General features: G+C 68.6%; 11 protein-coding genes. 4 read left to right on the top strand and 7 right to left on the bottom strand.

Annotation, left to right across the window (positions count from 1 at the left end):
• Window positions 1-172: 172 nt before the first annotated feature.
• Both F3J18_RS03860 and F3J18_RS03855 read left to right on the top strand, forming a co-directional pair.
• Entirely contained in the window at window positions 173-1,198 is a 1,026-nt protein-coding gene (locus F3J18_RS03860; protein ID WP_025099091.1) for a GlxA family transcriptional regulator, read from the top strand.
• 58 nt (window positions 1,199-1,256) lie between these two features.
• Window positions 1,257-2,513 carry a glycosyltransferase family 9 protein gene (locus F3J18_RS03855; protein ID WP_166911436.1) on the top strand — a complete coding sequence of 419 codons (1,257 nt, stop codon included), beginning with the start codon at window positions 1,257-1,259 and terminating at the stop codon, window positions 2,511-2,513.
• Between the two features lie 93 nt (window positions 2,514-2,606).
• Here F3J18_RS03855 and fdhA read toward each other — a convergent pair whose 3' ends face one another.
• Window positions 2,607-3,803: a formaldehyde dehydrogenase, glutathione-independent gene (fdhA, locus tag F3J18_RS03850; protein ID WP_025099089.1), complete on the bottom strand. Its 1,197-nt coding sequence runs from the start codon at window positions 3,801-3,803 to the stop codon at window positions 2,607-2,609.
• A 524-nt stretch (window positions 3,804-4,327) separates the two neighbouring features.
• Here fdhA and F3J18_RS03845 point away from each other — a divergent pair.
• Window positions 4,328-5,452, top strand: a complete 1,125-nt coding sequence (locus tag F3J18_RS03845) for an MFS transporter (RefSeq protein WP_345891785.1) — start codon at window positions 4,328-4,330, stop codon at window positions 5,450-5,452.
• A gap of 68 nt (window positions 5,453-5,520) precedes the next feature.
• Here the strand turns inward: F3J18_RS03845 and F3J18_RS03840 are convergent, their stop codons facing one another.
• On the bottom strand, window positions 5,521-6,594 hold the full coding sequence (locus F3J18_RS03840) for a glycosyl hydrolase family 18 protein (protein WP_226285043.1): 1,074 nt from the start codon (window positions 6,592-6,594) through the stop codon (window positions 5,521-5,523).
• 14 nt (window positions 6,595-6,608) lie between these two features.
• Complete coding sequence (locus tag F3J18_RS03835) at window positions 6,609-6,908, bottom strand: hypothetical protein (protein WP_152554402.1); 300 nt, start codon at window positions 6,906-6,908, stop codon at window positions 6,609-6,611.
• Window positions 6,909-6,974: 66 nt separating this feature from the next.
• On the opposite strand from F3J18_RS03835, the gene F3J18_RS03830 reads away from it, so the two are divergent.
• Complete coding sequence (locus F3J18_RS03830) at window positions 6,975-9,410, top strand: DUF4157 domain-containing protein (protein WP_166911433.1); 2,436 nt, start codon at window positions 6,975-6,977, stop codon at window positions 9,408-9,410.
• Window positions 9,411-9,436: 26 nt separating this feature from the next.
• On the opposite strand, the gene F3J18_RS03825 is transcribed toward F3J18_RS03830, so the two are convergent.
• The 4 genes from F3J18_RS03825 to F3J18_RS03810 are packed head-to-tail and all read right to left on the bottom strand — an operon-like array spanning window position 9,437 to window position 14,702.
• Window positions 9,437-10,633 carry an HlyD family efflux transporter periplasmic adaptor subunit gene (locus F3J18_RS03825; RefSeq protein ID WP_166911431.1) on the bottom strand — a complete coding sequence of 399 codons (1,197 nt, stop codon included), beginning with the start codon at window positions 10,631-10,633 and terminating at the stop codon, window positions 9,437-9,439.
• Between the two features lie 4 nt (window positions 10,634-10,637).
• The gene (locus F3J18_RS03820; RefSeq protein WP_166911429.1) at window positions 10,638-12,194 is read right to left on the bottom strand and encodes an efflux transporter outer membrane subunit; all 1,557 of its coding nucleotides are present in this window, start codon (window positions 12,192-12,194) and stop codon (window positions 10,638-10,640) included.
• The gene (locus F3J18_RS03815; protein ID WP_166911522.1) at window positions 12,191-13,129 is read right to left on the bottom strand and encodes a glycosyltransferase family 2 protein; all 939 of its coding nucleotides are present in this window, start codon (window positions 13,127-13,129) and stop codon (window positions 12,191-12,193) included. Before F3J18_RS03815 ends, F3J18_RS03820 begins: the two co-directional genes overlap by 4 nt.
• 58 nt (window positions 13,130-13,187) lie before the next feature.
• Window positions 13,188-14,702, bottom strand: coding sequence for a DHA2 family efflux MFS transporter permease subunit (locus tag F3J18_RS03810; RefSeq protein WP_063778003.1), 1,515 nt, complete (start codon window positions 14,700-14,702; stop codon window positions 13,188-13,190).
• Window positions 14,703-14,986: the final 284 nt, after the last annotated feature.

Raw genomic sequence — 14,986 nt, 5'->3', positions numbered from 1 at the left:
GATCGGCGCGGTGCAGAGGCTCCCCGCCGCGGTGCGCCGCAGCATGAGGCGCGAAGCCCCGACGTACGGTGCGATCAGGGTTTAGCCGTATGGCATGCTTGTTGCGCGGGATTCCACAATAGCCGAGCCGTGTTCCCCGGCGCGCCGATTCCCGATTCAAGGAACGCTCCCCATGTCCCCCGACCGCACCGCGTCGTTATCCCACTTCGCGTTCGTTCCGCTGCCGAACTTCACGATGATCGCCTTCACCAACGCGATCGAAGTGCTGAGGATGGCCAACTACCTCAGCGGCCAGCCGCTCTATCGCTGGTCGGTGGTCTCGCCTGGCGGCGGCCCGGTCACGGCCAGCAACGGCCTGAGCGTGGACACCACGCCCGCCGAATGCGTCGGCCAGCCCGACGTGGTGTTCGTCTGCGGCGGCGTGGACGTGCAGCGCGCCACCACCGCCGAGCACCTGGCCACGCTGCGCCGCTTCGCGCGTGCAGGGGTGGCGCTCGGCAGCCTGTGCACGGGCACCTACGCGCTCGCCAAGGCGGGCCTGCTGGCCGGTTACGCCTGCGCGATCCACTGGGAGAACATGTCGGCGCTGAAGGAGGAATTCCCCGACACGCGCTTCCTCAAGGAACTGTTCGTGATCGATCGCGACCGCATCACCTGCACGGGCGGCGTGGCGCCGCTCGACATGATGCTGAACCTGATCGCGCCGCGCGTGGGCACCGCGCGCGTCACCCAGATCGCCGAGCAGTTCATCGTCGAGCACGTGCGCGATACCAGCGCCCAGCAGCGCATGCCGCTGGTGGCGCGGCTCGGTTCCGCGAACAAGTCGCTGTTCGAGGTGATCGCGCTGATGGAGAACAATATCGAGGAGCCGCTCTCGCGCGAGGAACTGGCGCGGCTCGCGAACATGTCGCAACGCCAGTTGCAGCGCCTGTTCCGCGAGCACCTGGGCATGACGCCCACCCACTACTACCTGACGCTGCGCCTGCGTCGCGCGCGCGAACTGCTGCTGCAGACCGACATGTCGATCATGCACATTACAATGGCATGCGGTTTCCAGTCGGCCTGCCACTTCAGCAAGAGCTATCGCGACGCCTTCGGCACCGCGCCCACGCGCGAGCGCCGCAAGCAGGTGGCACCGCTGGCGCAACCGATGCTGCCGATCGGCGCATCGCAACCGGTGCTCGCGCTGCACGCCTGACGTCCCCGCCCCGGGCGGACACGGGCTGCCGCCCGGCGCCTCCGCCCCCGGGACGCACGTGCAAGACCCAGCCGCGCTGGCGAGCGCCTATCTCGCCTACCTGAACGACCCGCACGGCGACGCGGGGCTGACGCTCGCGCGCCGGCTGCGCGAGGCCGGCCATGCCGCCGCCGCGATCGAGCAGGCCGGGCGCTGCGCGGCCGCCGCCGAGACGCCCTTCGCGCTCGCGCTGGCGGGCGTGGAGATGAATTATCTCGGCCGCTTCGCCGAAGCCGAGGCGCTGCTCACGCGCGCCGAGGCCGGCCTGGCCGGCGACCCGAACCTCTACATCGTCCGCTTCGAGCAGACCATCGCCCGCTACGGCCAGGGCCGCTATCGCGATGCGCACCGGCTCTACCGGGAACTGCGCGACGCCACGCATCGGCAAGTCATCGTCGAGACGCTCTATCCCGGCCATCGAGGCAGCTTCGAATGGGCCGAACGCAAGTTCCTCGGCCATCACGATTCCGTGGCCGGCAAGCGCGTGCTGGTGATGATGGAAGGCGGCGCGGGCGACCTGTTCATGCATTCGCGCTACCTCGCGTGCCTGAAGCAGGAAGGCACCGCATCGATCGACGTGCAGGTCCCCGAGGTGGCGCGCGGCGTGCTGCGCAGCGACGGCCTGGTGCGCGAGTCGGGCCCGCACATCGGCTCGCTGGCCGAGGATTGCGATTGCGTGACCTGGCTGTTCAGCCTGTTCGCGCGCTACCAGACCACGCCCTACCAGCCACGCTTCGACCAGCCCTATCTCGAGGCGCCGCCGGCAGTCGCGCTGCCCGAAGCCGTGCGCGCCGCGCTGGACGCGCCGAACCAGGCGCGCATCGGGCTGGTCTGGCGCAGCAATTCCGGCGTGCGTCACGAGCCTTATCGCTCGATCGCGCTCGACGCCCTGGCGCCGCTGCTGGCGCAGCCCGGCTGCCGCTTCTATTCGTTGCAGGTGGGCGAGCCCAGCGAGGCGGAGCGCGTCGCGATCGCCCGGCACGGCATCGTCGATCTCGCGCCGGCGCTGCGCAGCTTCGCCGACACGGCCGCCGTGCTGGACCGGCTCGACCTGCTGGTCTCGATCGACACCGGCGCGGCGCACCTGGCCGGCGCGCTGGGGCGCCCGGTCTGGCTGCTGCTCTCCCAGGCCGGCGACAGCCGCTGGCTGAACCACGTCGACTACACGCCCTGGTATCCCACCATGCGGCTGTTCCGCCAGCCGACGCTGGGCGATTGGCAAGCGCCGGTCGCGGCGGCGGCCGAGGCGCTCGGTGCACGCGAGTTCGTGGGCTGAGCGGCGGCTGCGTCTTTCCCACCCGTTGCACGCGCAACAAACAAAGCGGCCCGCGCCGAGGCGCGGGCCGTTTCCAGTCGACTACCCGCGGATTCAGGCCGCGATCAGCCCATGCGGGTCGATCACGAACTTGCGCGGCGCGCCGCCATCGAACTTGCGATAGCCTTCCGGCGCCTGGTCGAGCGAGATCACCGTGACGTTGACGATCTCGGCGATCGGCAGGCGGTCGAACAGGATTGCCTGCATCAGGTTGCGGTTGTACTTCAGCACCGGCGTCTGGCCCGTGTGGAAGGTATGCGACTTGGCCCAGCCCAGGCCGAAGCGGATGCTCAGGCTGCCGTGCTTGGCGGCGGCGTCCTTCGCGCCCGGATCGTCCGTCACGTAGAGGCCCGGAATGCCGATCGCGCCGGCCGGCCGCGTGATCTCCATCAGCGAGTTCAGCACCGTGGCGGGGGCCTCCTCGGCATGGCCTGACGAACCGTGGCCGTGCGCCTCGAAGCCCACGCAGTCCACCGCGCAATCGATCTCGGGGCGGCCGACGATCGCCGCGATCTGCTCGCCGAGCGGCGTGTCCTTGGACAGGTCGACGGTTTCGAAACCGACCTTGCGCGCGTGCGCGAGACGCTCGGCGTTCATGTCGCCGACGATCGTCACCGCCGCGCCGAGCAGGCGCGCCGAGGCGGCCGCCGCCATCCCCACCGGGCCCGCGCCCGCGATATAGACGGTCGAGCCCGGCTTCACGCCGGCCGTGACGGCGCCGTGATAGCCGGTGGGCAGGATGTCGGACAGGCAGGTCAGGTCGCGGATCTTCGCCATCGCCTGGTCGCGATCCGGGAACTTGATCAGGTTGAAGTCGGCATAGGGCACCAGCACGTATTCGGCCTGGCCGCCGATCCAGCCGCCCATGTCGACATAACCATAGGCGCCGCCGGCGCGCGCCGGATTGACGTTCAGGCACACGCCCGTGCTCTGTTCGCGGCACATCGGGCAGCGCCCGCAAGCCACGTTGAACGGCACCGTGACGATGTCGCCGATCTTGAGCGTCTCCACGTCGCCGCCCAGCTCGATCACCTCGCCGGTGATCTCGTGGCCGAGCACCAGGCCGACCGGCGCCGTGGTCCGGCCGCGCACCATGTGCTGGTCGGAGCCGCAGATGTTCGTGCTGACCACCTTCAGGATCACGCCATGGCCGATCTTGCGACCGCTCGGATCGACCATCCGCGGATAGTCGATCTTCTGCACCTCGACCTGGCCCGGGCCCTGATACACGACTCCTCGATTGCTGCTCATCGCTTCGTCTCCTGTCTGTCTGGCTGGGTGCTGCGCGTCGCCCGGCGCGGCCGCGCGCGGGTCGGGCAGCAAGCCCACAGAGGGTAGTCCGCGGGCCGGGGCGCACGGCGTGCAAAACCCGACACGCGGTTGACCGTGGCCGACATCGGCAACGCGAGGGATTGCCGTGGATTGCGCAATGTGCGCGGCTCTTGTTGCGCTGCGATGTGAGCGCCGCCGGGACGCGGAAGCGGGATTTCGCGGGCCGCTTGACCGCATCGCGGCAACGCGCCATGATCGCGAAACGGATCGGCACGAGGTGCTGCATCCGCTCCCGCCTCGCCTCATTCGCGGCCTTTCGCGCCACGGACTCACCTCTCGCCCGGTTCCACCCTCCCGGCCTTTCGCGCCGGCGTTTCCCCCTTCGTTCCGCTTCACGGCTCCTTTCTGGCCGATGTTCCCCATTCGTTTCTTGTCTTCGGGAGGCTCCCTTGCCCGCTTCGACTATCTCGCGGCGCGCTCGCGCCGAACGCGCCTTGCTGCTCGTGCTGTCGCTGTCGGTGTTCTTCATCGGCGCCGGTGAATTCATGCTCTCGACGATGCTCGCGCCGCTCGGTGCCGCCTTCGGAGCCGATACGACACGCGTCGCCTGGCTGGTCTCAGCCTATGCGCTGGCCTATGCAATCGCCGCGCCCCTGCTCGGCAGGCTCGCCGATCGGGTCGCGCGCGGTCGTTTGCTGTGTCTTGCCCTGCTCGCGTTCGCGATCGATGGGCTGGGCGTCGCTTTCTCGCCCACGCTCGACGCGGCGATCGGCTTGCGCGTGTTTGGCGGCCTGGCTTCGGCCATCATCATTCCGGGCGCGTTCGCAATGGTCACCGAACGGGTAGCGCGAGCGCGCCACGCCTCGGCAATGGGTGCTGTCATGCTGGGTATGACGCTCGGCATCGTGCTCGGGCCGGCGTTGGCAGGCTTGCTCACCGCCTGGGCCGGCTGGCGCGCGCCGTTCGTGGCGAATTCGACGGGCTGCCTCGTCGTGCTCCTGCTCGGCGCGCGTCACCTGCCGAACGACCACGCGCCGCGCGCATTTCCCGGTTCGAGTAGCTGGCGCTGGCTGCAGGTGGCGTCCATCACACGGCCGCTGCTGGCAAAAGGGCTCTGGAACGGCACCGCCGTGTCCGCCTTTCTGCTATCCGGGGAAGTATTGCGACAGCGCCATGGTTTCGACGTCGCGCGGCTCGGACTGAGCATGAGCGTGTTCGGCATCGGGCTCGGCATCGGCAACCTGGCGGCCGGGCGGCTGCGTGAGCTGGCCGGCGGCGAGGAACGCGCGTTGAGGACGATGGTGATCGTGCTGCTCGTCTCGGTGCTGGCCTTTCACGCGTGGCCGCTGCCCTTGGCAGCGGCGCTGGCCTGCCTCGCGGCCTGGGGTGCCGCGCTTGGTGCCGGCGCGCCGCTGGCCACCACGGTGCTGGCCGAGCGCTCATCCGGCGACAAGGGCACGGTGCTAGCCAGCGCCGAAACGCTCAACAACTTGGTGATCCTGGCGCTGGTGCCGCTGGCCTCGCTGCTTTCGGCGCGAGGCCACGCGATGCTGGCAACGGCCCTGTTCGCCGCCGGAATCGGTGCTGGCGCCACGTTGACCTGGCACGACGCGCTCGCCGCACGATAAACGTGCGAAGGCCGCGCCTTCCTCCCGGAAGGCGCGGCCCGTCAGGCTAGGCTCGGGTACTCAGGCGTTCACAGCCCCAGCGCCGAGATGAAGCGGTTCGTGAAGCCCAGCGTGCCGGCCTGGCCGTAGCTGTTGCAGGTCGGCGACGCCCAGCTTTGCGTGCAGTCGTTGTCGCGGTCGAAGGACCAGAAGTGCACGCCGGCCAGGCCGTTCTGCTGCGCGAAGCTCGACACCGTGGCGACGTCGGCCAGGGTGAAGGTCTCGCCCTGCGTATCGTTGCCGCCGATCATCGGGGTCAGCTCGATCTGGTTGTACGGCACGCCCCAGTAGTTGTGCAGGCTGTTGGCCGCGGCCACCGCCGACTTGCCCATGTCGCACTGGCCGCTGCCGTTGAGCGTGCAGTTGCTGGCGTTCGCGCTGCCGTAGTCCATCGTCATCAGGTTGATGGTGTAGTTCTGCAGGCCGGCGGCCTTGATCGCGTTCATCACCACCACGCCCGTGTCGCCCAGGCTCTGCGCGGCGTTGCCGCCCAGCGTGGCGAGCGTGAAGCTGAAGCGCAGGTTCGGGTACTTAGGCTGGGCGGCCTTCACGCGCTGCACCAGGGCGTTGATCACGGCCTGGCTCTGGCCGGCCTCGATATCGAAATCGATGCCCTTCAGGTTGGCCGAGTTATAGGTGTTGATGAACTTGGTGAAATTCGCGTCCGAGCCGCAGCTGAACGAACCGGCCGCGCCGCCCGTCGAGATGATGTAGTTGCGGCCCGCGTTGACCATGTTCTGCACATTGGCCGCGGCCACCTGCGAGCCCGTCAGCCCGGACCAGCTCTCGCTGCCGCACTCGCCGGTGGCGAACGACCAGGTCAGCGTCTTCAGCTTGGCCGGCAGCACGCTCAGGACCGGCTGCAGCGAACCGGTCACCGCCGTCGAGATGACGTTGGTGTTCCAGTTCAGGTTGATCGTGATGTCCTTGTAGGCACTGAAAATGAAATTCGAGGGCAGCGCCGCCGCGGCCGCCGTGTTCGCCGCCGCCTGCACCGAGGGCGTCGCCTGCGCCTTCAGCAGGCTCGCGCCGCCGGCGCCGTCGTCTCCGCCACATGCCGCCAGCACGAGACTGGAAAGCCCGATCACCAGACCATTTATCATTTTTGCGTTCAAAATCATCTCCTGAGGGTAATGGAACATTTATCCATCTTTAATCGGCCAGACACTTTCAACCACAAGGCACTACATGCAAAATCAGGCCGGCGATTTTCATTTTGATATTGACCGGCGAATTGATCGAAACGGAATCCATTGCACGGACCGGCCGCAGCGAACGGCACCGTTGCAATATCCGGAATTGAAAGAAGCGCCGAGAATTCATGTCCAGCATGGTTTTCCATGCCATCGACGAACAGGCTCGATTGGCGGATCGGGCTTCCTGGGCCGTTGCCGCGCGCGAAACTTACCGGAAGCAAGGATAGTATTTTTCCTCGAAAATACACCTGTTTACTTTGATAGGTAAATGGAAAATTTTCGAATCGATGGATTTTATCCAACTTTTAAGTAGTTACATCAATGTGATATTCGATAATCCGCCATGCCGATTTTATTTGAATTGGCACGGCCAATATCCGCGGAAAATCGCGGCGATCGGAAGGATCGACCGGACAGCATCCGGCCGCGCCCGGGCCGTTATACTTGCCGGACCTTGCTGCTTCGACTCCGCATTGCCCGTCCAGGACAGAACGACGATGCCCGGCTCCAGGAAAACCAGCCTGATCGCGCCCGCCATGGCGCCCAAGCGCGTCGAAGCTCGGGAATCCCCGCCCGCGCCCGGCCTCGCGCCGCAGGCCGAGCATCTGGTCGCGATGGGCGAGTTCCACTACGCAGCGGCGGCCGGCAGCCCCTTGCAGCGGCGCGCGACGAACGCGGCGGCCAGCCCCGATTCCGCCGGGCCGTCCACGGCGGCCGGGCCGGCAAGCCGGAACGCGCCGGCCAACCGCACCGGCCTGCCCGATCGGCTGAAGGCCGGCATCGAATCGCTGTCCGGCTACAGCCTCGACAAGGTCAAGGTCAGCTACAACTCGTCCCGGCCGGCGCAACTGATGGCGCATGCCTATGCGCGGGGCCACGAGATTCACATCGCGCCGGGCAAGCAGGCGCACCTGCCGCACGAGGCCTGGCACCTCGTGCAACAGGCGCAAGGCCGCGTCGCGACCACCACGCAGGCGGCCGGGCTGCCCGTCAATGACGACGCCGCCCTCGAACGCGAGGCCGACGTGATGGGCCGCAAGGCCGCCGGCCTGACGCCCGATCGCGCGGCCGGCACGCCGGCCACGCTCGCGCCGCTCCCCGCCGCCGCGAGCCCCGCTGCCGCCGGCCCTGCCCAACTGGGCAAGTTCAACGACGAGGAACGCAAGCGCCTGTTCGAGAAGCTGGCCTGGTCGCGCCTCAGAAACCAGTTCAAGAAGGCTCGCCCGAAGGGCAGGCGACGCATCTTCAAGAAGCAGGCCAGGTTCAACTACGGCTACAAGGAAGCGGACTTCGTACGCCTGCTCGGGAGCGCCCCCAGCGCCGGCCTGGCCCTGATCCCGTACAGCCCGCAACTCAATCCCGACATCAACCCCGCCTATTCGCAGATCGACCTGGGCGACACGCGGGGCTATTACCGGCGCGGATTCGGCGGCCAACCGTTCCTCTATCTCGACTCGTCCGCGTATTCGGACAAGCAGATCCCCAGCAACTACGACGACGTCATCGCGCACTTCAAGGGCCGGGATGCCGAGGTGGCATTCGACATCCTGAGCGCGATCGAATCGGGCGAAACCAGCGGCAAGGACCGCCAGGGCCAGGCCAGGTCGCTGTTCCTGCTGCTCACGCAATTCATCGAGCCGCACAGCACGCGCGTGCCCGGCGCCGACAAGCTCGCGCGCGCGCTGTTGCGGCGCATCGCGCTGGGACAACTGACGTTCCAGCAGGCCTTCAATCGCAAGAACGGCCTGTTCGTGTCGGCCTGGGCTACCAAGGGCGGCGCCCCGAAGGGCGGCCAGGTGGCGGGCCGCGCGCTGTTCGGCTTCAGCAAGGACGCCGACCGCTACGACCTGGAAAGCCTCGAGGACTACCTCGGCGATTCGCTGGTGGACGAGCTGCTCGAGACCGTCGACGGTTACTACAGCGACGAAAGCGACACCGAGGACGACGGAGACGAGTTCCTCGACCTCGACGCCGACGAGGGCACCGACCCGCGCAACGTCTCGCTGGAGAGGATCAACGCGGCGCTCGAGACGCTGGGGCTGTCGGGTCGCCTCGAGAAACGAGATCAGGTGGTGCAGTTGCCGAGCCTTGGGAAGCTGATCAAGGAGGAGAGCCATAAGCTGCTGCTGCTGCACCATCCCGACAAAGGGGGCACGCAGGACGCGTTCGACCAGATCTGGAACGCCCGCCAGTTGCTGCTCGACGTGATCGCCGAGTTCGCGAAAAAAGGCTTTATCGACATCAACCAGCGCAACCTCGATATCCATCTGAACGACGAGGGCCTGGCGCCGCAACCGGTGGCCGGCGACGGCAACTGCTTCTACGCGGCGGTGCTGGACCAGATCCATTACCTGGACGGCATCGCGGCGGACCCGGCGGTGCTGCGGCAGCGCGTGGCGCAGCTGATCCTCGACAACGCCGCCTACTTCCAGGTATTCACCACCGGCGAGCAGTTGAACCGGATCGTCGACGACATCCTGACCAGCCGCAGCTGGCGCAATATCGGCGGGGATTTTGCCCCGCAACTGATAGCGACCGTCCTGCAGCGGCCGGTGCGGATCATCCAGCCGTCGGGGCCGCTCGTGATCGACCCGATCGGCGGGCTGACCCTCAACGGCACCAACACCTTCGTCACCGGCAACCGGCAGATCAACCTGGCCTACGACGGCCAAACGCACTACGACTCGACGCGCAACACGCGGCAGCAATTGCAGGACGGATGAAGGGCCGCCCGGCTTGATGATTGGTGTCAGCGGCTCTTGTTGGCCCGGATCACCGCGTCCGCCGCCGCGTCGGCCTCGGCCGCCACGCTGTCGTGCACGCGCGTGCTCTGCCCCGGCAAGGGCGATTCGTTGTCGAGCAGGTGCCCGCCGCGCTCATGCGTGTCGACCGTCACCTGCATCGACAAGCCGATGCGCAGCGGATGCGCCGCCAGGTCAGCCGGCTCGATCGAGATCACCACCGGCACGCGCTGCACCACCTTGATCCAGTTGCCGGCCGCATTCTGCGAGGGCAGCATCGAGAAGGCGCTGCCGGTGCCGGCCGAGAAACCCTCCACATGGCCGCGATACACCACCTTCGAGCCATAGATGTCCGACACGATGCTGACCGGCTGCCCGGCGCGCATGTTGCGGATCTGCCCTTCCTTGAAATTGGCCTCGATCCACAGCGCCTTCAACTGGATCAGCGACAGCAGCGGCACGCCGGGCCCGACCTGCTGGCCGACCTGCACCGCGCGCTGGCCGACCGTGCCGTCCACCGGCGCGACGATGGTGGCGCGCTTCAGGTTGCGCCAGGCCAGCTTGAACTGCGCGGCGGCCTGCACCACCGAGGGGTTGTCCTCCACCGCGAGCCGGCTGCCGAGCACGCGCGCCGATTCGAGCTGCGCCTGGGCGGCGGCCAGTTGCGCCTGCGCGCCGACCATCTGCGCGCGGGCACGCGCCAGCTCCTCGGGAGAGACCACCTCGACGCTGGCATGCGCGCGCGCCTCGTAGGCGCGTCGCGCCACCTCCAGGTCGGCCTGGCGCGCGCTCACCGCATCGGCATACATCGCGTTGGACACGCCCGCGTTGGCCGCCTGCCGCACCGCCTGCGCGAGCTGCGCCCTGGCCTGCGCCAGCGATACCGCCGCCTCGGCATCGTCGAGCCGCACCAGCGTCTGCCCCGCGCTCACGCGCTGCGTGTCGCTGACCAGCACGTCGATCACGGTGCCCGGCACCTGCGCGGCGACCTGCACGATATTGCCGGCCACGTAGGCATCGTCGGTCTCCTCGCGGTAACGCCCGCTGAGGAACCAGTAGATCGCGGCGGCGATCGCCAGGATCGCCACCAGGCCGAAGAACAGCGCGAAGTGACGGCGCCGCGCCGCGCGCTTCGCCTCGAGCCGGCCTGCATCCTGCGTTGCGCCGGTGGCTTCGCGGCGCGCCTTGTTGTTGTCGTCGTGCATGCGGTCAGTCGAAGTGCGAATCGGTGAGTCGGTCGTGGGCGGGGAAAGCAAGCTCGTAATGCGCGATCGCGGGCGCGGCCAGCTTCGTGACGTCGAAGCCGCCGCCCAGCGCATCGATCAGCCCGACGCGCAAGGCGCGCCGCTCGGCCATCAGGTCGATCAACTGGGTGCGCTCGTCCACCAGGGTCAGCCGCGCATTGTTGACGTCCTTCTCCATGCCGAAGCCGCGGCGGTGCCGCTCGTCGGCGATGTCGACGATCTTCTGCGCGGCGTCCACCGAGTGCTGCTGCTCGGCGAGCAAGGTATCGACGGTGCGCAGCTGGGTCAACTGGCGGGCCACCTGGCCCAGCGCCTCGTCGACGGTCTTGTTGTAGAGCGCGATGCTGAGGTCGGCATTGGCCACGTCGCCGGCCAGCTTCGCCTTCAGCCGGCCGCGATCGAAGATCGGCAGGGTCACGGCCGGCCCGATCGAGCCGCCGAAGGCACGGCCCTTCAACAGGCCGGCCGGCGTCAGCGCGAACAGCCCGCCGATCGCCGAGAGATTCAGGTTCGGGTAGAAATCGGCCTTGGCGCCGTCGACGGCCGAGAACGCGGCCTGCACGCGCAGCCGCGCGGCGACGATGTCGGGCCGCCGGCCCAGCAGGTCCACCGGCAGTTGCGCCGGCAAGGGCGCATCGACCAGGTCGCCCGGATGCGGGCGCTTCAACGCGAGCCCGCGCTCGGGGCCCTTGCCCGTCATCACGCCGATCTGCACCTGGGCCAGCTGGATCTGCTCGTCGACCTGCGCGAGCTGCTTGATCAGACGTCCGCGCTTGATGGCGGCGTCGTTCGCGTCGTAGGCGTTGTCGATGCCGCGCGCCGCGCGCTCGCGCAGCACCGCGTCGATCTGGTCGCTGGCGCGGCGCTTCTCCTGCAACAGGTCGCGCTGCGCATAGGCCTGGTCGAGCTGGCAATACAGCGTGACCAGCGCCACCGCGAGCGTGAGCCGCGCCTGCTCGGCGTCGACGCGCGCGGCATCGCGGTTCGACAGCAGCCCGCGCGTGGCGGCCGCGTTGCGCCCCCAGAGATCGATCTGGTAGTTGAAGCCGGCATACAGCGACGAGGACGAGATGCCGGGGTCGCTGAACAGGTCCACCGGCACGTTCACGCCGCCGGCGCGCACGTTGGCCACGCCGTCGCTGCGCGGCACGCGCGCCTTGGTGACCGAGCCGCCGGCCGTGCCGACCAGCCCCGTCATCGAGTCGTATTGCTGCAACTGCGCCTGGGCGATCGCGATGCGCGCCTTGGCGGCCTGCAGGTTCGGGCTGTTCTCGTAGGCTTCGGCCACCAGCTGGTCGAGCTGCGCGTCGCCGAGCTGCCTGACCCAGTCGGGCGCGGGCCACGCACCCGCCGGCTGCCCGGCGGTGCCGCTCGTGGCCAGGCCGGCCAGCGCATTCGCGCCGGGCACGCGTGGCTGCACGGTGGTCTTGAAGCCGGACGGCACGCAGCCGGCCAGCGCGAGAATCGCCGCGAGTACGCCGCCCGCGAGTGCCGGACGCGCCGGCAGGAAGCTCCGCTTCATCCGTGGCGCACCCTCTCGCCAAGTCGCGCGGCCCAGCCCGGGCGCGCCTCGTCGAGCGAACCCAGGCGCCCGAACAGGCCGTCGGCGATGCCGAACCAGATGCCCTTGAGCTTGGCGCCCTTGTCGTCCTCGCAGAGCACGATCTGCACCACCTGCCACAAGGTCAGCAGGTTCGGCACGATCGCCACCGGGAAGCGCATGCCGTATTGCATGCCGAGCTGAACGGCGTTGCGCGCGCTGTAGTAGCGGCGATACCAGGGATGGTTCATGGCCGAGATCTCGAACGGGCCGAAGCGATGGCGGCGCTTGTTGCCGATCCGATGCGGCAGCACCAGCGAGGGCACCACGTAGACGGGCACGTCGCGCGCCAGCGCGCGAAAGCAGTATTCGGTATCGACGTGGTCGATGAACAGCGCTTCGTCGAAGCGGCCGAGGCGCGCGTAGGCCTCGCGCGAGATCACGCTGCCCGAGGAAATCAGGAAGGCGCAGCGCTGCGCCGGCGTGTCGGCGCGCATCGCCAGGCGCCGCACGGTCACGCCGTTGGTGGCGAGCTCGGGCAGGTAGCGCTGCTCGTTCTCGTCGAAGATGCGCGGACCGGCCAGGAAGGCGCGCGCGCCGAAACCGGCGCAGACCTCGCGCATGGTGGAGAAGAAGCGCGGCGGCACGCTCGAGTCCTGGTCGAACAGCGCCACGGCATCCATGCCGCGCGCGTAGAGGGCGGCAAGCCCGGCGTTGTAGGCGCCGGCGATGCCGCCGCGGTTGCCGTGCGCGATCAGCTCGATGCCCTCGCGCAAGGCCAGCGCGCGCGCGGCGGGATCGCCGCCGGGCGTGTTGTCGACCACCACCAGCGCATCGCAGTCGCCCGCCAGTTCGCCGATCCGCGCGAGCTGCGCCGCGCTCGGATGGTAGAGGATGATCAATGCCCCGAGTGTCATGGTGTTCCCCGTATCGTTGGCGAGCGGCCCGGCGCTGGCGGTCATGGCGCGGCTCCCCTCAATGTCCGATCGTCATCGCGGCGCCGCGCCTGGGGCGCGTCATCCACATCAGGCAGGCCAGCAGCAGGCAGGTCATGCTGGCCATGAAGTACATGTCGCTGGTGGCCATCATGTAGGCCTGCTTCTGCACCACGTTGCTGATCGACAGCAGCTCGCGCGTGCCGCTGATGCCGCTGGCATGCAGGGCGTCGATGTAGCGCTGGGTGTTGCCGTCGGATTTGCGCACCGCCTGCGAGACCACGTCGTAATGGAAGGTCGCGCGGTTCTCCCACAGCGTCACGCTCATCGCCGTGCCGAACGCGGCCGACAGCGTGCGCAGGAAGTTCGACAGGCTGGAGGCGGCCGCCAGCTTGTCGTCCGGGATGCGCGACAGGGTGGCCGCCGTGAGCGGCACGAAGAAGCACGGCAGGCCCATGCCCTGGATCAACCCGGGCGTGATGACCTGCAGGAAGGTCATGTTCAGCGTGAAGAAATGCGCGTTGTGCCATTGCACGCAGGCGAACACCAGGAAGCCGAAGCTGGCCAGCACGCGCGCGTCGAAGCGGCTCGAATAGAGGCCCACCAGGATCGAGAACAGCAGCGCCAGCACCCCGAGCGGCGAGGCGGCCAGCCCCGAATGGAAGGCGTTGTAGCCCATCACGGTCTGCAGCCAGAGCGGGAACACCACGCCCACCACCGAGAACACCATCATCCCCAGCGAGATGATCAGCACGCAGAACGAGAAGGTGCGATCGCGGAACAGGCTCAGGTCCACCACCGGGTGGGCCTCGCCGCGCTCCCAGATCAGCAGCGAGACGATAGACAGCGCGGCCACCACGGCCAGCGTGCGGATCAGCGTCGAATCGAACCAGCCGCGATCGTGGCCGAGGTCGAGCATGGCCTGCAGCGCGCCCACGCCGATCACCAGCAGCGCGATGCCGACCACGTCGATCGGGCCGGCGCGGCCGTCGTCGCGGGCCGGCTTGAGCAGCGAGACGCAGACCGTAAACGAGAACAGCCCGACAGGCAGGTTGATCAGGAAGATCCACGGCCAGGAGTAATTGCTGACGATCCAGCCGCCCACCACCGGGCCGAGGATCGGCGCGAGCAGCACCGTCATCGCCCATAGCGCCAGCGCGAGCGTGCGCTTGTCCTGCGGGAAGGCGCGCATCAGGATGGTCTGCGAGAGCGGCACCATCGGCCCGGAGAACAGCCCCTGCATCGCGCGGCAGACCACCAGCACGTTCAGGTCGCTGGCCATGCCGCACAGCAGGGAGGTCAGCGTGAACAGCACGATCGAGGTGACGAACAGGCGCCGCTCGCCGAAGCGGCGCGCCAGCCACCCCGTCAGCGGCACCGCGATCGCGGCCGCCACCGAGTAGGAGCTGATCACCCAGGTGCCCTGGCTGTTCGACACCCCCAGGCTGCCCGAGATCGAGGGCACGGCCACGTTGGTGACGGTCGAGTCGAGCACCTCGATGAAGGTGGCCAGCGACAGCGCGAAGGTCAGCAGCGCCAGGCGCGCGCCGCGCATGGGCTGCTCGGCCTCGCCGGGCGGCGGCTGCGTGCCTGCGTCGAAGGCGCCGGGCGGCGCGGCGCCGCCGCTGGCGCGCGTCAGTTCGCCCGGCGCGTCGAGCGTCGAGGCGGAGCTCATGCCGGGCTGCGCCGCATCGGCGATCGGCACGCCGCTCATGCGCGCGATGCCTGCACGGCGGCCAGGCCGGCGGCGGCGGGCGACACGGCTGCCGAAGCCGGTTCGGCGCCATCGTCGGCACCCGGCGCGCGGGCGGCACGCGCCGCGGACGGCGCGAAATCCTC

It is taken from the genome of Burkholderia sp. Ax-1720, from assembly GCF_011753035.1.
Classification (GTDB): Bacteria; Pseudomonadota; Gammaproteobacteria; order Burkholderiales; family Burkholderiaceae; genus Burkholderia; species Burkholderia gladioli.
Note: the sequence above shows the minus strand (reverse complement) of the source record. Positions and strands in the feature narration are given on the sequence as shown.